General features: G+C 70.2%; 31 protein-coding genes and 1 pseudogene. 16 read left to right on the top strand and 16 right to left on the bottom strand.

What is annotated here, in order from left to right; translation table 11 throughout:
* Positions 1-402 precede the first annotated feature (402 nt).
* The 11 genes from IPQ09_31105 (at position 403) to IPQ09_31055 (ending at position 7,162) form a co-directional block, all read left to right on the top strand.
* Positions 403-672, top strand: coding sequence for a hypothetical protein (locus IPQ09_31105; GenBank protein MBL0198591.1), 270 nt, complete (start codon positions 403-405; stop codon positions 670-672).
* A gap of 1,905 nt (positions 673-2,577) precedes the next feature.
* Positions 2,578-3,201, top strand: a complete 624-nt coding sequence (locus tag IPQ09_31100; protein ID MBL0198590.1) for a hypothetical protein — start codon at positions 2,578-2,580, stop codon at positions 3,199-3,201.
* 228 nt (positions 3,202-3,429) lie between these two features.
* Positions 3,430-3,939 carry a hypothetical protein gene (locus IPQ09_31095; protein ID MBL0198589.1) on the top strand — a complete coding sequence of 170 codons (510 nt, stop codon included), beginning with the start codon at positions 3,430-3,432 and terminating at the stop codon, positions 3,937-3,939.
* A 261-nt stretch (positions 3,940-4,200) separates the two neighbouring features.
* Positions 4,201-4,668, top strand: coding sequence for a hypothetical protein (locus IPQ09_31090; protein MBL0198588.1), 468 nt, complete (start codon positions 4,201-4,203; stop codon positions 4,666-4,668).
* A gap of 94 nt (positions 4,669-4,762) precedes the next feature.
* Positions 4,763-5,311: a hypothetical protein gene (locus IPQ09_31085; GenBank protein MBL0198587.1), complete on the top strand. Its 549-nt coding sequence runs from the start codon at positions 4,763-4,765 to the stop codon at positions 5,309-5,311.
* Complete coding sequence (locus IPQ09_31080) at positions 5,308-5,547, top strand: hypothetical protein (GenBank protein ID MBL0198586.1); 240 nt, start codon at positions 5,308-5,310, stop codon at positions 5,545-5,547. Before IPQ09_31085 ends, IPQ09_31080 begins: the two co-directional genes overlap by 4 nt.
* A complete protein-coding gene (locus tag IPQ09_31075) occupies positions 5,544-5,798 on the top strand; it encodes a hypothetical protein (protein MBL0198585.1) in 255 nt (84 codons plus the stop codon). The genes IPQ09_31080 and IPQ09_31075 overlap by 4 nt, the downstream gene beginning before the upstream one ends.
* A complete protein-coding gene (locus tag IPQ09_31070; GenBank protein MBL0198584.1) occupies positions 5,795-5,959 on the top strand; it encodes a hypothetical protein in 165 nt (54 codons plus the stop codon). Before IPQ09_31075 ends, IPQ09_31070 begins: the two co-directional genes overlap by 4 nt.
* Positions 5,956-6,159 (top strand): hypothetical protein, encoded by a 204-nt coding sequence (locus IPQ09_31065; protein MBL0198583.1) that lies wholly within the window; start codon positions 5,956-5,958, stop codon positions 6,157-6,159. The genes IPQ09_31070 and IPQ09_31065 overlap by 4 nt, the downstream gene beginning before the upstream one ends.
* The gene (locus IPQ09_31060) at positions 6,150-6,374 is read left to right on the top strand and encodes a hypothetical protein (protein ID MBL0198582.1); all 225 of its coding nucleotides are present in this window, start codon (positions 6,150-6,152) and stop codon (positions 6,372-6,374) included. Before IPQ09_31065 ends, IPQ09_31060 begins: the two co-directional genes overlap by 10 nt.
* Complete coding sequence (locus IPQ09_31055; GenBank protein ID MBL0198581.1) at positions 6,371-7,162, top strand: hypothetical protein; 792 nt, start codon at positions 6,371-6,373, stop codon at positions 7,160-7,162. Before IPQ09_31060 ends, IPQ09_31055 begins: the two co-directional genes overlap by 4 nt.
* Positions 7,163-7,262: 100 nt before the next feature.
* Here the strand turns inward: IPQ09_31055 and IPQ09_31050 are convergent, their stop codons facing one another.
* The 16 genes and pseudogenes from IPQ09_31050 to IPQ09_30975 all read right to left on the bottom strand — a co-directional run bounded on the left by IPQ09_31050 (position 7,263) and on the right by IPQ09_30975 (position 14,145).
* Complete coding sequence (locus IPQ09_31050) at positions 7,263-7,541, bottom strand: hypothetical protein (GenBank protein MBL0198580.1); 279 nt, start codon at positions 7,539-7,541, stop codon at positions 7,263-7,265.
* A 121-nt stretch (positions 7,542-7,662) separates the two neighbouring features.
* Positions 7,663-7,962, bottom strand: a complete 300-nt coding sequence (locus tag IPQ09_31045; GenBank protein ID MBL0198579.1) for a hypothetical protein — start codon at positions 7,960-7,962, stop codon at positions 7,663-7,665.
* The gene (locus tag IPQ09_31040) at positions 7,959-8,219 is read right to left on the bottom strand and encodes a hypothetical protein (protein ID MBL0198578.1); all 261 of its coding nucleotides are present in this window, start codon (positions 8,217-8,219) and stop codon (positions 7,959-7,961) included. The genes IPQ09_31045 and IPQ09_31040 overlap by 4 nt, the downstream gene beginning before the upstream one ends.
* On the bottom strand, positions 8,216-8,599 hold the full coding sequence (locus tag IPQ09_31035; protein ID MBL0198577.1) for a hypothetical protein: 384 nt from the start codon (positions 8,597-8,599) through the stop codon (positions 8,216-8,218). Before IPQ09_31035 ends, IPQ09_31040 begins: the two co-directional genes overlap by 4 nt.
* Positions 8,600-8,601: 2 nt before the next feature.
* Entirely contained in the window at positions 8,602-8,841 is a 240-nt protein-coding gene (locus IPQ09_31030; GenBank protein ID MBL0198576.1) for a hypothetical protein, read from the bottom strand.
* A complete protein-coding gene (locus tag IPQ09_31025; GenBank protein ID MBL0198575.1) occupies positions 8,838-9,116 on the bottom strand; it encodes a hypothetical protein in 279 nt (92 codons plus the stop codon). Before IPQ09_31025 ends, IPQ09_31030 begins: the two co-directional genes overlap by 4 nt.
* Positions 9,113-9,370: a hypothetical protein gene (locus IPQ09_31020; GenBank protein MBL0198574.1), complete on the bottom strand. Its 258-nt coding sequence runs from the start codon at positions 9,368-9,370 to the stop codon at positions 9,113-9,115. Before IPQ09_31020 ends, IPQ09_31025 begins: the two co-directional genes overlap by 4 nt.
* 223 nt (positions 9,371-9,593) lie before the next feature.
* On the bottom strand, positions 9,594-9,866 hold the full coding sequence (locus IPQ09_31015; protein MBL0198573.1) for a hypothetical protein: 273 nt from the start codon (positions 9,864-9,866) through the stop codon (positions 9,594-9,596).
* Complete coding sequence (locus IPQ09_31010) at positions 9,859-10,659, bottom strand: hypothetical protein (GenBank protein MBL0198572.1); 801 nt, start codon at positions 10,657-10,659, stop codon at positions 9,859-9,861. Before IPQ09_31010 ends, IPQ09_31015 begins: the two co-directional genes overlap by 8 nt.
* Positions 10,656-11,156 (bottom strand): hypothetical protein, encoded by a 501-nt coding sequence (locus IPQ09_31005; protein MBL0198571.1) that lies wholly within the window; start codon positions 11,154-11,156, stop codon positions 10,656-10,658. The genes IPQ09_31010 and IPQ09_31005 overlap by 4 nt, the downstream gene beginning before the upstream one ends.
* Positions 11,153-11,525, bottom strand: a pseudogene (locus IPQ09_31000) (hypothetical protein). The gene IPQ09_31005 and the pseudogene IPQ09_31000 overlap by 4 nt, the downstream one beginning before the upstream one ends.
* A gap of 71 nt (positions 11,526-11,596) precedes the next feature.
* Positions 11,597-11,995 carry a single-stranded DNA-binding protein gene (locus tag IPQ09_30995; GenBank protein MBL0198570.1) on the bottom strand — a complete coding sequence of 133 codons (399 nt, stop codon included), beginning with the start codon at positions 11,993-11,995 and terminating at the stop codon, positions 11,597-11,599.
* A 225-nt stretch (positions 11,996-12,220) separates the two neighbouring features.
* Entirely contained in the window at positions 12,221-13,036 is an 816-nt protein-coding gene (locus IPQ09_30990; GenBank protein MBL0198569.1) for a PD-(D/E)XK nuclease family protein, read from the bottom strand.
* Positions 13,033-13,413 (bottom strand): hypothetical protein, encoded by a 381-nt coding sequence (locus tag IPQ09_30985; GenBank protein MBL0198568.1) that lies wholly within the window; start codon positions 13,411-13,413, stop codon positions 13,033-13,035. Before IPQ09_30985 ends, IPQ09_30990 begins: the two co-directional genes overlap by 4 nt.
* 35 nt (positions 13,414-13,448) lie before the next feature.
* Positions 13,449-13,862 (bottom strand): hypothetical protein, encoded by a 414-nt coding sequence (locus tag IPQ09_30980; protein MBL0198567.1) that lies wholly within the window; start codon positions 13,860-13,862, stop codon positions 13,449-13,451.
* Positions 13,863-13,986: 124 nt separating this feature from the next.
* Positions 13,987-14,145, bottom strand: a complete 159-nt coding sequence (locus tag IPQ09_30975; protein ID MBL0198566.1) for a hypothetical protein — start codon at positions 14,143-14,145, stop codon at positions 13,987-13,989.
* Positions 14,146-14,220: 75 nt separating this feature from the next.
* On the opposite strand from IPQ09_30975, the gene IPQ09_30970 reads away from it, so the two are divergent.
* The 5 genes from IPQ09_30970 to IPQ09_30950 form a co-directional block, all read left to right on the top strand.
* Positions 14,221-14,460 carry a helix-turn-helix domain-containing protein gene (locus IPQ09_30970; GenBank protein ID MBL0198565.1) on the top strand — a complete coding sequence of 80 codons (240 nt, stop codon included), beginning with the start codon at positions 14,221-14,223 and terminating at the stop codon, positions 14,458-14,460.
* Positions 14,457-14,717 carry a DUF3310 domain-containing protein gene (locus tag IPQ09_30965; GenBank protein ID MBL0198564.1) on the top strand — a complete coding sequence of 87 codons (261 nt, stop codon included), beginning with the start codon at positions 14,457-14,459 and terminating at the stop codon, positions 14,715-14,717. The genes IPQ09_30970 and IPQ09_30965 overlap by 4 nt, the downstream gene beginning before the upstream one ends.
* 102 nt (positions 14,718-14,819) lie before the next feature.
* Positions 14,820-15,227: a hypothetical protein gene (locus tag IPQ09_30960; GenBank protein ID MBL0198563.1), complete on the top strand. Its 408-nt coding sequence runs from the start codon at positions 14,820-14,822 to the stop codon at positions 15,225-15,227.
* A complete protein-coding gene (locus IPQ09_30955; protein ID MBL0198562.1) occupies positions 15,224-15,472 on the top strand; it encodes a hypothetical protein in 249 nt (82 codons plus the stop codon). Before IPQ09_30960 ends, IPQ09_30955 begins: the two co-directional genes overlap by 4 nt.
* Before the next feature lie 555 nt (positions 15,473-16,027).
* Positions 16,028-16,231, top strand: a 204-nt coding sequence (locus IPQ09_30950; GenBank protein MBL0198561.1) for a hypothetical protein, incomplete at its 3' end; no start/stop codon positions are given.

The following is a 16,231-nucleotide window of genomic DNA, read 5'->3' as shown; positions in this document are numbered from 1 at the left end:
ATGTCTGGAGTACTTCGGCTACGACATTTCGCACGACCGGCCTCACGATCAGCGCTTCGTTCCTGGCGTGGAGCCGTCGCGCAGTGGCATATTTACCGGCGACTGACGTCGACGCGCGGCACGCTCCTCGGCGGGCCCGAAGAGCAAAAGTACGGGCTCAACCTCATGAGCCTCATCGGCAGCGCGGCCACGTCGAGCTTTGCGGCCTCGCTCCCGGGCAAGATCGAAAACGAGCTGACGAAGGACCCGCGCACCGAGTTTGGCGATCGCCACTGGTGGTCAGCGTGACTGCCGGCCCAGCGGTCACCGTATTAATGATCAGCATCGCTTCGCGAAGACGACGTTGTGGGCCGTTCACCCTCGTGCTCGCAGTCTCGCGAGCGCCGAAATCCCAGGGATCCAATGACCATCTCGCTTGCCTCGCTCATCCTCAAAGAGACCCGCACGACCATCTACAACTACGCACTGAACATCACGACGAGCATCAAGCTCCCCGTCACGTCGTGGCAGATGGGCGACCCCACGCGCAGCCTCTATCACGTGCTCTCGGCGAAGCTCAAGGCGCTCGAGGCGAACGTTGCCGGCACATCTGCAGCGGCTTCCCCGACCACCCGAGGACGTGTGGCTCGGAAGGTGAACGCCGAGCATCAGTACGGCGCGATCGTGCCCTGATCCGACGTACGCCGAAACGACGGTCACGCTGAATTCAACGCCTGACGACGAAATCGGGCATATCATCGACGCGGGAGACCTGACCTTCAGCGTCCTCGACTGCGCAAAGACGGGCCGGAACACCACGGGCGGACGCTCGGTGCCACCCCGACCACGCTCGCCGTGACGGTGGTGGCCGACGATATACTGGCAGCCTCGGCGCAGCTTCGGAGATCACGCGGACTGGTGCAAGACCGCGCTGGATTGCGCGACGCACGAACGCCACGGCCGCCGGGGGCATCGACGAGCAGGACGCCAGCGCCACGAAACAGCAGTGCAAGGACATGCAGGACGCCACGAGCTTTCCGACGGCGCGCGCGGTGCATATGCCTACTTCGCGGAATCCTGACTCACGGCGGCATCAGCCCATGATCACGCGCGCTCGGACCTACGGCGACAGCACCACAGGGGTCGTGACTGTGTATCTTGCGGGGGCCCTCCGGCGGCTCTCGGCGGCCGACGTCGCCTTGCGCAGTCAGCGGTCGTGACGTGGTGCCTCCCGGGCCTTCACACCCTCGTGGCGCCGGCAGCGGCGAACGTCAGCGATCGGGGTCACGTACGAGCTTTGGCTCTACAAGTCGTAAGAAACCGTCGCCGAGGTGCGTAAGACGGTCGGACCGCGCTCGGGGGTAAAAAGCTCTTCGGCGCGCCCCATCGGCGGCGACGTCGTTGCGCCCGCGACGGCCGGGCAAGATCCACCAGTCCGACATCCTGGCCGTCGACCGTGAAGGCCATCCCGGAGGGCTTCATGTCGGCGACCGTCCTGGAGCGGGGACACACCGCTCACCAACGGCTGTCGCAGTGCTCGGCACCGTGACGGGGCTATCCACCTCGAGGACGACCCGGTACTGATATGGACTTTCGCACTCGAAATAAGCAGTCCGGGCCCGTGGTCTCATCGACGACGGCGCTGAGTCGACGTTCGTGCAGTACTCGCTTGACCTCAGCTGTCTGACGCGAGCTTGGAGCCGTGTCTCTATCTCGGCATGTCCGAGCTACCCCGACACGGCCGCGTTGCTCGGTGTCGAGGGCGCCCTCGAGGCGATCGGCCTCGACCGGCGCACGTTGCGCGAAAGTCTCGGCCCCGAGACTGCGACGAGCTACGCGGGCGCGCCTCGCGGTGGCTTTCCACGACGCGAAGAAACGCGGCGCCCCCTTCATGCTCATGCAGAAACTATAGTGGACATCGACAGCAGGGCCTTCGTCGTTCCGCACCGTCGACGCGCGCGGGAATCTGGTTTCGCAGCGCCGCCGGTGCCGAGACGTACACCGTCAACACGGGGAACTGAACTGGGAATCCCACGGTCGCGGTGCCGAACTGGGCGCGCTTTGGGTCATCATCTATCCCGGCACGCGCTGGAGCCACCGGCGAACTGGGGCTCTGCCAGCTCCTGGGGCGACACGGAGAAAACCTGGGGAACGACCGCCACGCCCTCCGAGGTGGCCGGCGGCGCGGCATCGTCGCGACTGAAGCCCGCGGGACGCGGTGTGAACATAATCATTGGGTTTCGATGCAAGAGCCGTTCTCGCCGACCGCACCTGAGCCTGACGGGCAGTGGGGCAAGCCTCGGAAGGTAGTCGCCGGCGCTCACGTCGCGACCCGACTCAACTGCAGACTACTGGGACGGGACAAGAACATGAGCACGACCTACGGCACAGCCTCGGCAATCACCATCCTCCGACGGCGACAATGATCGACGCCGCGGACGTCAACACGCCCCTCGCCGCCATCTGGGATCAGCACGACGTGCTCGCGGACACGGCCGCGCTCACGGCGATCCTTGTGCCGACGCACGGGCTCACCAGGCTCGTGCGAGGCGAGGGCCACTACGTGTTCGTGACCTCGGGCACGTACTCCGGACGACGGTGGATAGCCCGTGGATCCTGGCGTCGGGCGACGGCACCGCGGGCCGGTGGGTACGCGATGACTACGGTACCCTTGGCGTGGCGTTCACGACCTATCGGGGCGTGAACCGGCCGGCGGCGTACGTCTCCGCCGGCCCCGCCGCCGCAGGCGACACGGCTCAAACCGCGGTGGTCGTCGCCGGTGGCGCGTACAGTTACGAGCTGAAGTTCGATACGGCGTACAACGCCGGCGCGCAGGGTCGCATCATGTACTTCCCCCTGACCGACCTGCAGACCGACGACGTCATCACGGCCGCGACGGTGTACGTCACGCCCGCCGGTGCGCACGCCGGCCTCCCGGCGCTCATGCCCGGGATCTGCGTCATCCGGCGGCGGCTCAGTACGGGCGTGATCTCGTCGCTCCAGTCGGGCGGCTTCGCGCTCGACACCTCTGGCGGACTCGGCGCGTACGAGGCGACTCACGCGATCGACACCGGCGCCGCGATAGACCAGAACAACACGGTCAAGCCACAGACTTATGAGTACTTCTTGCTCGTGCAGAACGAGGGCAACACGAACGCCCTGCCGTATCTCGACGTGGGCGGCGCCTACCTCACCATCACGACTCGGAGGTACCAGCGATGACTCTCGCCGCATCCAGTTGGCTTCCCAACCTCCTCCCCGTCCTGCTCAAAATCGCGGGCGTCGCGCAGACCGCGCGCCGCTATGTGAACTTGTTGGCGTGACTGCTGTGGACGACGCAGCGAACGACCAGCTCACGATCACGGTGGTGGCGGCAGCGGCACCACGCCCACCGGGACCGGGATACCGCACATCGTTGGCGGCGTTCAGGACGCGGCGTCAAGTCTGGTCGTGAATGCCGACGTGCACGCGTCGGCGGCTATCGCGCTGTCGAAGCTTGCCGGATTCGGTACCGGCGTGGAGACCTTTCTTGGCACTCCGTCCAGCGCGAATCTGCGAGCCGCCCTCACAGACGAGACGGGCACGGGTGCGGCCGTATTCGCGAGTTCGCCGACGCTGACCACGCCGACGCTCACGACGGCGCAGATGACAAACCCGTTCATCAACGGCCAAACGCAGGGCGCGGCCATCGCGGTCGCGGCGCTCGAGATCGACTGGTCGCTCGGCCCGGTCCAAACCAAGACCCTCGCCGCCGGCGCGAACACGTTCACGTTCTCGAACCAGGCGAGCGGCATGGTCATCGTGGTCCGCGTGACCGGCGCGGCCTCCACGCTGACATGGCCAACGGTAAAGTGGGCTGGCGGCGCGGCACCGACGCAGACCGCGAGCGGCATCGACGTCTACACCTTCGTCCACGACGGCACCTCGATCTACGGTTCGGTAGTCCAGGCAATGGCATGATCGCGCCGTTCTCGTTCATCAAATCGAGCGCCGCTGCGGCTCACGATCCGGCAACAGACAACCTGTCCGTGTGGCTCCCGCTCCGACAGCGTGACGGGCACGGGTGCGACGCTGTCGTGGGCCAGCAAAGCAAGTGCTGGCGTGTCCGGCAGTACCACAGCCCACGACCACCAAACGGGGTACGGCGACGTCGTATTCCAGCCGTCGACGGCACTCAACGGACACAACTCCGTTATCTGGGAGCCGACGTATCCTCTACTCGTGTCTGGCGACAAAGCCCGCACGCTGCTCGGTGCGGGCGATTCGACGGCGGCGAGCTACACGGCTGCATATGTCGTCCAACCGATAAGCGCGAACGTTTTTGGCGTCGACGGCGGCGGCAAAACGACCGGGCTCAACTCGACGATATGGGGCGACGCGGAAGGGAAGCTGGTCCATGCGTTCATGGACGACGGCGGCACGTGCAAATTCGGTGTGCATCACACCAACGCGGACGCCTCGACCGAGGGCGGAACGACTCCCGTCGTGTGGCCCGGCGGATGGGGCGCATGGGGGCTCGTATGGATGAGTTACACCAACGGCGGGAACGTCCGAGTGCGCATCAACGGCTCGAACGTGAGTGACGAAACATCGGCACCAACCAAAGCCCCGTCGCCGCTGGATACCCATCGTATATGGGCACTCTCGGAGGCGGCCTCTACGTCGCTGAGTTCCGCCTCGTCGAGATGATGATCTTCCCCGGCCAGGCGCTCACGGGCGCGGCGCTCACAACGCGCGAGGCGGGCTATTTCGCGACTCGCTACCCCTCACTGGGACTCTGACCATGGCATACGATCCCGACCGAATCCCCACGCTCCCCCGGCCTGCCGCGCTCCCTCGCGAGGAGGCGCCCACGCCCATCCCGCGCTCGTCGCTCGAGGAGCTCCGGGCGGGTGAGGACCCGTATATCGCCGCGCTCGACGAGCTGCGCGTCGAGGTGCTCCGCCTGTCGGCGCGCCTCCCGGAGCTCGACGCGCGCACGAGCAAGACTGACCTCGCGCAGGAGGCGCGGCTCAGCGAGCACGAGATGCGCCTCGCGCGCATCGAGGCCGCGTCGAAGGCGGCCGCGAGCGATACGAGCACCCTCGTGCACGCGCTCACCGGCAAGCTCTCGCCGAAAGTCCTGGGCGCCTTCGTCGCGCTCGGCACGCTCGTCCAAATCTTGCTCCAGGCCTACCGCCAGCTCCACGGAGGGTCGAGGTCGCTGAGGAGGCCTCGCGCCAGACCCTCGCCGCGCACACCCGCACGCTCGCGCTCCTCGACGAGCAGGGGCGCGAGGCCGCGGCGCACCGGGGGCTCGTCGAGGCGTTCGTCGCGGAGCAGCGCGCGGTGAACGCGACGCTCACGAAGCACCTCGCGCGCCTGGTCGTCGTGCCCGCGAGCGAGGGGCTGCCCGCAGGGGTGGTCTACGAGCCTTCGCCGCTCGTGCGGCGCCTGTCAGGACTCTTCGGGTCGCGCCCCTCGACGACGCGCCTTCTGCTCGCCGCCACCATCGCGGCCGCGCTCGCCGGCAGCCTGTCCGCGTGCGCCGCGTTCGGTGCCGCCCACGCCATGATCGGAGTCCCATGAAGAAGCTCAGAATTCACACGCTCCGCGCCTTCGTCGCTGCCCTGCTCGTCGCCGCGCTCGCCATGATCTTCGTCGGCCCGCTCCTCCTCGGCTGCACGCCGCGCGCGCAGACGGCCGCCGAGGTCGCGGCCTACGGGGCGGCCCTCGAGGCGTGCGCGGTGCAGGCGAGCACCTGCCCCGGCTACGTCGCGTGCCGCCAGCGCGTCGCCGCGCGCTACGGGCGGGCCTACTCGGGGCGGTGCGTGCCGTGACGGCCATCCTGCTGTCCGTGCTCTCCGCCCTCGAGAGCGTCGTCGAACTGATCCGCGAGAGCGGCACCGAGGCCGAGCGCGAGGCGCTGTTTGTCGCGACCGAGCGGCTCGCGAGCATCCACGCGCGCGCGAAGTTCGCGGCGCTGAGGGAGGACACGTGAGCGGCCAGTGTCTCTGCTCGTGGTGCGTCGAGGCGCGGCAGCGGGCGAGGACCGCTGAGACCGCCGACCTGCGCGGCCTCGCGGCCTACGACCAGGCGCGACTTGTAAGCCCGGCTTACACGTTCCGCGCGCGCGTGGCCGGCGAGCGCGCCCGGGCCATGCGCGAGGCGCGCGAGAGGGCGGGGGCGTCGTGTCCGTGAGGCGGATCCTGCCCGAGGCGGCGTATGACTTCTGGGCCCACGACGGGCGCGACGGGGAGCGCGGGGCGATGCGCGACACCGCGGCCGAGGCTCGCGCCGACGTGAAGCGAATCCGCGCCACGCTGGACCACTGGAAGCGCGACGCGATCCAGCTCCAATGGGCGGTGAATGAGCGCAAGGTGCTCCGCCTGCTCGCCACGAAAGAGGCCCCGTGACCAGCCTCCCCGGCCTCCGCCTCCCCGACTACGTCGACGCGATCGACGTGTCGCGCGTCCAGGTCGTCGAGGACGCCGACGCCGTGCGAGCCGCGGGCTTCCTCGCCGCGTGGGCGAAGGCCTCCGAGGGGCTCGGCTACTGCGACCCCGAGGTCCAAGAGCACCTTCGCCGGCTCTCCGGCGCGGGCATCATCACGAGCGTCTACGCGTTCGCCCGCGTCCAGCAGGGCGATCCGGCGGCGCAGGCGCGCAAGGCGTTCGCGTGCGCTGGCGACGTCTACCAGACCCGCGTGATGTTGGACCTCGAGAGCGCGCCGAAAGAGTGGGGCAGCGTGCAGCTCTGCGACTTCGCCGCGGGCTTCTTTGAGGGCCTCGACGCGGAGGGTGCGGGAGACGGGACGTTCTACACGTACACCTCGTTTCTCGCCGAGCGGCTCCACCCGGAGATTGCGCGGCGCCCGAAGCTCATCGCCAAGCCGCTCCACCTCGCCGAGTACCGCAGCCTCAGCACGTCGTGGGCACCCACGGCGGCGTCAGACCTTCGCCGCCGTACCGCGCCGTGGAAGGATTGGACGGCGCTGCAGTACAGCGGGAACGCGGGCTTTCGCGTGCCGGGCATCGTGGGCGACTGCGACCGCAATCTTGTGCGAGCAGCCAACGTGGACGAACTGCGGGCCTTCTTCGGGCTACCTCCAGAGGGCACGACGCTGGACATGGGCGGCCCGGTGCACGGCACGCACGTGGTGGACGCGGCGCTCGGGGAGCGTGACGAGCCGGGCGAGGCCTAGTCTTCGCGCGCGGCGAGTAGCTCCGCCACCACCCCCGAGGCGCCGCGAGGATGCCCCGCGCCGCGTCGGCGCAGCTCCGCCGCCACCTCGGGCGGGAGGTTCACGGGCGCGCCCTCGGCGGCTTCATGGCGCGCACGATGGCCTCAGCGAGCTTTGCGGCTTCCTCGCGTGCAGTCTGCACGTTTAGTTCGCCCGAGCGGCATCGCGGCTCGAGGAGCTTCTCGACGCGGCGGCCGACGGAGTACGTGTCGACGGGCCGCCCGTCGGGCGTGTGGTGCGGCACGGTGAGCACGTAGCCGAGCGCCGCGTGCCACTGTCGCGGCAGCAGGACGCGATCGCACGGCCACGCGCGCGGCAGGTCGAGGGAGAGCTGCGTCACGGCGCGCACCGGCCGCCGTAGGCGAACAGGCGCGGCTCGGTCCCCCGCGCGACGACGCACCGCTCGTGCGTGCCGTGCCACGGGCAGCGGACCGGGCGCGCGCCGTGGGCCTCGCACGCCGTCACGGCTGTACCTCGAAGGCGCGCGCGGGTGCCGAGGCGACCCACTCGATCACGTCGGCTAGGCCGTCCCACGCGGTCCCAAAGGTCGGCGGGTTGCCGTACTGCACTCCGGTCAAGATCATGCGCCGGTCGGGCGCGTACAGGGCCCACGGGTGATTCGCCGTCGGATGGCCGCAGTGCTCGATGCGCCAACCCCGAACGTGAGCCCAACGCGCGTTGCACTTGCCCGGCGGCCCCGGCTCGCGTGTCCAGCCGGCGGCGGCCATCGCCTTCGGGCTCGGAGGCGTGCGATGCCTCACGGCTGCCTCGCGGCGGTGGGGTCGGTCACCTCGCGCACGAACGCGACGCCATCGTCGGCGTAGACCTGCGCGAACGTCCCGCACGCGCACCGGAACGTAGTGACGCCGTCGTCGATCCATCGCCAGTCACACCATCGGCAGCGGCAGGCGGTTCGGTGCTGGATTTCGTTTCCGTCGCGGTCCACGCGCCCCCGGGTCTGCGCCTCGATGAGCGGATCGCCGCATTCGGGACAGTCGAGCCACGGAGCCGCGCTCACTTCGCCCTCGCGGCGGCGCGGAAGGCGAGGGCGCGATCGAGCAGGACGAACGTCGCCCGCCAGTGGTTGCGCGGCAGGACGGCGTCGAGCGCGATGAGCGGCAGCGTGCCGAGGCTGCGCCCCACGCGTCGCACGCGTTTCCCCGACGCGTCCCCGAGGCAGACCATCGCTCCCCGCCAGCAGTCCAGCGCCCCCCGCCGGCACGCCTGCCGGCGCTCGCGGTCGAGGCGGGCGTCTAGGCGCGAGATGGTGAGCCACATGGGATCGCCGCCGGTGATGTCGCCATCGTCGTCGATCTCGTGGAGCCACCGCGCCACATCCGCCGCCGTGACGAGGTCCGTGGGGCCCGCGTAGGGCGTGGGGTCTACGGGGGTGGCCATGACTAGGGGTCCTCTGAGTGCGGACACACGCCCGAGAACTCCACGCACCGCGGGTCGGGCTCGCTCACCCACGGGTGCTTGGGGCAGTCCGAGCAGTGGTGCGGCCGCCTCTCGTCGTTGCCGCCGCAGCACGCGAAGGGGTCGGGCGGGGTGAAGTCGTGCCCGTGAGGCGACGAGCACTTCCGCTTGCCGCGCGTGTAGTGCCAGCACCCGCAGTGCCTGCACTCCACGTAAGGGCTCACGGCTCCCCCAGTGCGGCGCGGTCCAGTCGGGTGACGAGAGCGTCGCCGCCACGCCGCCACGGCATGTCTCGCAGCATGTCGCGGGCCTCAGCGGACAGCGCCCGCAGCCGCTCCACCTCCGCCTCCGCAGCCCGGAGCCGCGCGGAGAAGGCGGGCCAGGCGTCGTGCAAGTACTCGTGTGGCTCCGTGTAGTGGCGCCCTGTTGTGCGCAACTCTTCGCGGATCCTCTCCGCATCCTCCGCGTGGAGTGCGTCCAATTCGTCGAGGGTCTTCATGGGGCCTCCAGGGCTTCGATGGCTTCGTCGAGGACGTCGCGCGCGTTGTCGCGGCACATGTCCAGGCCAGGCGCCTCCATCGCGCGGTACTCCCGCGCCGCCTCCGCGACCGCCCGAAGCCGCGCGTTCTCGGCGAGGAGGGTGTCGAGGTCGTCGATGATGCGCTCGGCCGCCGCTCCGGTCCGCTCGCCCATGCGACGGATCGCGCCGACCAGATACAGCCTATCCAGCGGGCTCGCCTTCAGGTCAGCCACGCGACACCTCTCCGAGCATGCGGGCCAGGGCCTCACGCTGGCCTTGCTCGGTAGGTGGTGACGGGCTCGACGGTCCACATGGTCCAGTCAGGCGCGCCGGGCTCGCGCACCCACACCCGTATGGGCTCGCGAAGCCCTCGCTGGGCGGCGTACGTCTCGGCCGCATCCTGCGGGCCCTCGGCGTCAACCGTCCTATCGTCTGCGGACGCGGCCACCTCGAACCTCACGGCTCCCCCAGTGCGGCGAGGGCGCGGCGCAGCTCGGCGATCGTCGCGAACGCCTCGGGCCCCGCGTCGTTGAGGGCGATGTTGCACGCGTCCCGAGCCGCCTCCGCGACCGCCCGAAGCCGCGCGTTCTCTGCGATCAGGGTGTCGACGTCGTCGCACGCGTCCTCGGCCACGCACCACGCGCGGATGCTGAGGTGGTCTCGTGTGTCGTCGTGCAGCCACTCGCGAAACCGGTCGCGCCGCTCCTGCGTCGTCTTCAGGTCAGCCACGCGACACCTCCCCGAGCAGGCGGGCCAGCGTCGCGGGCACGTCGGCGGTGGGGACGCCGTACGCGTAATGCTCGCCGGGCACGTCGGGTCGGCGCGTGACGTACACGTCCCACATGCCCGTGGTGCCTGGCACCCGCTCGCTCGTCCGCGAGATTGTGACTCCAGTCCCCATCCCCACCGCCTGCGCGACGAGGCACCGCTCCTGCCGCACGCGGGCGGCGAGGGTGCGGACTCCGGCGCGGCGGCAGTCGTCGTGCGAAACGGAGATGGTCCCGCCGCCGTGGGTCTCGTAGATTTTGCGGTACAGGTCCACCAGCTCGTCATCCGTCGCGCGGTCCAGCGCGGTGAGGCGGGCGAGCTCGGCGCGGAGGGCGCGCGCCGCCTCCTCCGCCTGGTTGATCCTCGCGAGCAGGTCGTCCCGCTCCCGCTCTGCCTTCTCGGCGCGTGCGGTCAGGATGCGCGCTCGCATCTCCGCGTGGCTCTCCGTCTCAGCAAGCTCCCGCTCCGCCTTCTCGGCGCGGTCCTTCAGCCTGCGGAGCATCGCCACGCCCACCGGCTCGGCCTCCTGCCCGGCGGCCCAGACGATACGCACATGCTCTGCGAGCATCTCCCCCGTCACATACCCCGCGCGCTCCAGGTCGGCGGGGGTGGCGTCGCGGGCCACGCCGCCCGTGATGCCGAGCCGCGGACCTGCCTGGCTCTCGTACTCCTCGGTGACGCACGACGGCGGCACCAACACAAGACGCTCGCGCGTCGGCGGTGCGGGGGTCTCGATGATGATTGGCTCGCTCACTTCCCACCAGCCTTTCGGTACGCGTCCACGGCCTCGCGAAATTTCACCCATGCCGACCCGAGGCGACCGTCGTCCCCGTGGTCTAGGTAGCGCATCGCCGCCCGCACCACCTCCGAGGGGTCGGGGCCGGCGGCGGCGAGGACGCGGCGGGCGCGGTCTATGATGGGAGCGAACGGCCTTATCTCGCCGCGCGGCTGGTCGTCCCACGCCACCAACTCCCGCAGCACCGCGACGGCGCTCGCCTCGCTGGGCTGCTGCGTGGGCTCTGCGCTGGGCCGCGCCCGCACGATGCGGATGACTCGGGCGGTGGGGACGCTGCGGCGAACGGAGGCAAGCGCATCGCGCGCCCACATCCCGCCGCCCGCATCCGGCCACCGTAGCGCACACCCGAGATGCGCGCTTGCGCCTCCGATGGCTCCGCATCCCTCATACGGCCCACCCTTCACGCCCTTCGGCGCGTGAGTGATGGCGTAGGCGATGACTTCTCTCTTGCTCATCTCGAATCTCCCTCAAGCTCGAACAGGTCAACCTCTTCGCCGTAGTACCCGTTCGACATGCCGCACCATCGCAGGGTCACGTACCCCTTGGCCGTCCCGAGCTTGTAGAAGGGTCCACGTGGTGCTCTCGTCGCCGGGCGCACCTTTATCAGTCGACTCCTCGGCCATGGCGATGGGGGAGCCCACGAGGTCAGCGAGGTCGCCAGTCACGTCCTCGAGCCATACCGACTCGCAGCAATCCTGCATGTGCTCCAGCCGGTAGGACGGCCCGCCGTCTCCGGCGAAGGTGACCGTCGCGTCTGTCTCCGTGACACTGGCGAACGTCCGCCCTATCAGCGCATCAATCTTCACCGGCTTTGCGTATCCCATGTTCTCCACTCCCTTCGAGGGCCGGCCGGGAATCGAACCCGTGCAACCCATTCGGCCATGGCGCACTGCGTCTAAAAAGGGATCTCCGAGTCTTCAAAGTCGGGCTCGGCGCGCGTCGGCGCTCGCTGCGCCTGCCGCGTCGGGGCCTGGCCGCGGGGCTCGCCCGCGCTGCCCTGGAGCGTGACCTCGCTGACCTTCACCTCCACGCTGGCCTGCGTGGAGCCGTCCTTCTTCGACTCGAATAGCCGCACGCTGAGCGCGCCAACGACGGTCACCGCGTCGCCCTTGCGCAGGTGGGGAGCGAGCGCCGCGCCGCGCTTGCCCCAGAGCGTGCAGCGCACCCACGTAGTGCGCCTCTCTCCCTTTACGCGCTCGTCGACCGCGAGCGAGAACTCGCACAGGTCATCGCTGCCCACCTCGCGCATCTGCGCGTCCGCCCCGAGTCGCCCTGCCACTGTCGCTGAAATCATGATGCCGCCTTTCGCTTCGTTCCGATTCGTTTCCAGACTGGGAAGCTCGACGACGTGAGGCACGCCGCGAGGTCCTCTTTCGCAGCGCCCGCGCGCTCGGCGAGCGCGAGCGCCGCCTTCGCGTCGATGCCCTGTCGCGATTGCCGCACGGCCGCGTAACGCCGCCGTCGAGCAGGTCGAGCGCCTCGCCAGGCTGGCGCTCGGCGTACTCGCGTAGGTCGGCCTTCAACGTCGGAGGCGCTTCTCCACGAGCGGCAGCAAGTCGACCGCGAGCCGCGCCGTGTCGTCGTCGACGATGCCCACCACGAGCGGGTTCCGCCGCTCACGGACAAGCTCGACGACGTCGGGGGCTGCGAGCTGCTCGGCCGTCGCGACGAACGCCGGGCAGCGACCGCGCAGCGGACAGTAGGCGTCGCCGCAGTGGTCGCCGGGCACGGGCGGGCCGGGCTGGCGCGTGTGGAGCTCGTGGAGCAGCGCCGCCGCGTCCATCGCGTCGATGCTGCCGTGGTCGTAGACCTTGGCGGCCTGGTTGTGCTCGAGGTGCACCGCGTGAAGGCTCGCATGCTCGCCCCCGTACGCCGCGAGCACGAGCGCGCCGAGGGTGCGCAGCTGCTCGCGAGCGTGCCGCGCGCCGTGCTCGCCTGATTTCCAGTCGGCTACGAGCCAGTGGCCCCCGCCGAGGTGGGCCACCACGTCAGCCGTCCCCGTGACCGTGCAGGTAGGGTGCGCGGCGTAGACCTCGCGGCCGACGCCGAGGAAGCGCGCGCGCTCGCCGTCGTATCCGTACGCCTGTTCGCGCCCGTGGTCCTGCGGGCAGTGCTCGCGCAGGTAGAGTTGCGCTGCGCGAAGCCGCGTGTCCAAGCAGTTCTCGATCGCGTAGGTGTCGGTCCCGTCGTCCTCCTCGATGAGCTTGTGGAGCTTGTCCCCCTCGCTCATCGCGTCGTTCACCGGCTCGACGGGCAGATCCACGGCCTCGTCGAGCCAGTACCCGCAGGCGATGGCGCGCGCCGAGGCGCTCGCCGTGATGCGGCGCCGGCTCACTGCGCGCTCCGGACGGCGGCGAGCCGCGCGGTGAACGCCGCACGGAGGCGCGGCGTCTTCTCGGCGGCGGGCACGTCCGCGGCGAACGCGGCGAGCTCCCCGGCGGTCGCCAGCTCGGCGAGCCGGGCGATGTTCTGCGCCTCGGTGTCCACGGGCGAGCACACCACCTCGGCGCTCTCGGGCGGCGCGGGCAACGTCTCGGCGCTCGAGGCCGGCGACGCGGCGGCGAGCGTGCGCCGCGGGGGCGGCTGTACGACCGGGCGAGGCTCGACGGTGCGCACCTCGGCGCCCGGGATCTCGTCGGGGTCGTACAGCCCGCCCACCACATCGGGGTAGACCGCGCGCGCAAGCTCGGCGCTGGCCCTCGCCCGGAGCATCGCGTGGGGGTACTTCTTCCAGTTGTCCTTATCGGTCAGGCGCGCGCGCGCCCCGCTCGATGGTGAACGGCATGCGCACTGGGGGCTTGCCCGCGGCGCGTCGTCTCGTAGGTGGCGATCGTGTCGCTCGACTCGACGAGCACGAACCCCTCGCAGAGATCGGGGCGCCGCTGGACGATGCCCGCGATGAGCGCGGCGCTGAGCACCGGCTTGCCCTCGATGACGTGGATCGACCGCAGCGACGCCATCGGCGAGAGGCCCAGCTCGGCGCCCGTCGCGATGATCGTAAACGCCGCCTCGGGCGACGCGATGCCACGCGGCAGCAGGCCGCTCGCGTGGAACGTCTGCGCGAGCTTCCAGGCCTCCGCCATGGTGCGCGGCGCGAACACCTCGCCCGTCGTCGGCGCTGCCGTCATCTGCCCCACCGTCGCAATCGCCGTCTCGCTCATGAGACCCTCCGCGCCCGCAGGAGGGCGTCCACGTCGGCCGCCCGCATCGCGAGCAGCTCCTCCACGCTCACGCCGGCGCGCATCGCCAGCGTGAGGAACCACCCGCGCACGGGGCCGCGGAGCTTCACAACTCGCCCTCGCGGCCCGTGCCGTCGCAGCCCTCGCAGCGGAGTCGCTCGCGGCAGTCGGGAGCCTCGCGCTCCCCGAAATAGGCCGGGGCGAAACTCCCCGCGCCGTTGCATTCGTTGCAGTCGTTGTGCTCGTCGTCCATGTCCCGGAGCATGCGCCAGCATGAGAAAAACGTCAATGCCTTTTTTCTCACCTTGCGAAAAAAGATTCCCGCTGCTAGGACTGGAGCATGGCAAACACAATTTGTGAACGGCTCGCGGAGACGCGGGCCGAAGCAGGCTACTCGCGGAGGGCGCTCGGCGTCGCCGCGGGTCTTTCGGCGCGCATCGTCGCGCTGGTCGAGTCGGGCAAGACGGCCCCGAAGCGCTCCACGCTCGAGCGGCTCGCCGAGGTGCTCGGCTGCCACGCTGAGTGGCTCGCGACGGGCAACGGGCCGCGCATGATGCGGCGGAAGAAGGTGGCGTCATGACCGCGCGCAAGAGGCCGACGGCCGACCCCACGAACCCGGCGCACTACCGGAACCACGCCAGCGGCATCGAGTGCATCCGGGTGACCGAGCACATGAACTTCTGCCGCGGAAACGCGGTCAAATACATCTGGCGCGCCGGAGAGCGACCCGCGCGCGAGGTGGAGGACCTTCGCAAGGCGATTTGGTACCTCGAGCGCGAGGTGCAGCGGCTCACGCGGCCCATCCCCTACGACATCGTGCCGGCGGTGCGGAAGTGATCGCCGCGTTCGCCGTGGGGCTCGTGGTGATGGTCGCGCTCCACGAGCTCGCGACGCGCAGGATGCGCGCGACGCTCGCCGCCTGCTCGGCCGGGGGCCGCGATGAGCCCCGACGCCGCCATCATCGCCATGGCCATGCGGTCGCTCGCCCCGACTGGCGACGTCGACGCGCTCGCCGCTGCCATCGCCGCCGAGGCGCACACATGGGACGAAGTGACGTGGGCGGTGGGCGTCGCGTTCCGCGAGTCGTCCAACAGGCTCGGCGTCGTCGGCGACCAGGGCCGCGCGCTCTGCGCGATGCAGCTGCACGCCGCGCCGCGCGAGGTGCTCACTGACGCGCGGCTTTGCGTTCGGATCGGCCTCGCCCGGCTGCGCGCCTCGGCCGCGCTCTGCCCGTCGTCGCCGCTCGCGGCCTACGCTGGCGCGCCGTGCGGCTCGGCGCACGCGGGGCGCATCTCTCGCGACCGCTGGCGGGTCGGGTCGCGCGCGATCGGGCGGGTGCTGCCGTGAAGGCAAGACGACACGAGCGCGCAGGCGACGTCAGCGAGTGCAACGCGAGGCTTGCGCGGCGGAGCGCGCGCCTCAACGACCTCGAGGCCGAGCGCCTCGAGCGCGAGATCGCGCGCTCCAGCATCGAGCGGACGGCTCGCGCGGCGGGCGTAAGCATCACGGCGATCGAGGGCGCGCGCTACTCGGGCGCCTCGACGCCCGCGACGATCGCGGCCGTCCGCGCGTGGCTTGGGGGGCTGCCGTGAGCTGGTCGATCCACCACGGTGAGGCGTGGGAGTGGCTTCGCTCTCTCCCAAGCGCGAGCGCCGATGCTCTCGTTACGGATCCGCCGTATTCGTCGGGCGGATTCACGCGCGGGGATCGGATGGCGGATCCGTCGGCAAAGTACCGCGCGAGCGGGGCGGCCGAGGTCACGGAGACCTTCAGCGGGGACAACCGCGATCAGCGGTCCTTTGAGCGCTGGCTCGCTCTCTGGTTGACCGACGCGCATCGAGTACTGCGCCCTGGCGCGCGCGTGCTGATCGCTACTGACTGGAGGCAACTCCCGGCGGTCTGCGATGCGATCCAGGCCGGCGGCTTCGTCTGGCGCAGCATCGCAATCTGGATGAAGCTGGGCGCCTCGTCCTACGACTCAGGCGATTCCGGGGGATGCGGAGTTCTTCGTTTGGGGGAGCAAGGGCGCGCTCCCGTTGGCCGGGCCGTGTCTGCCTGGGACCTTCGAGAGCGAGGCGCCGGAGGTGGCGTGTGCCCCGGTCGGGACGGCGAGGCGCCTTCACCTGACCGAGAAGCCGGTTCGTGTCATGGAGGCCGCCCTGGCCTACGTGCCGAGCGGGCTAGTCCTCGATCCCTTTACAGGCTCGGGGTCGACGGGCGCGGCCGCGATTCGCCGCGGGCTGGACTTCGCGGGATGCGAGCTTTCTGCGCACTACCATGCGCTCGCATCCCGTCGCCTCGAGGCCGAGTCGCGCGGCGTTGATGGCGTAGCGGCGGCAATGGACGGGCAA

This window comes from Myxococcales bacterium (assembly GCA_016720545.1).
Classification (GTDB): Bacteria; Myxococcota_A; Polyangia; order Polyangiales; family Polyangiaceae; genus JAAFHV01.
The sequence above is the reverse complement of the archived record's forward strand: the minus strand, read 5'-3'. Positions and strand labels throughout refer to the sequence as shown.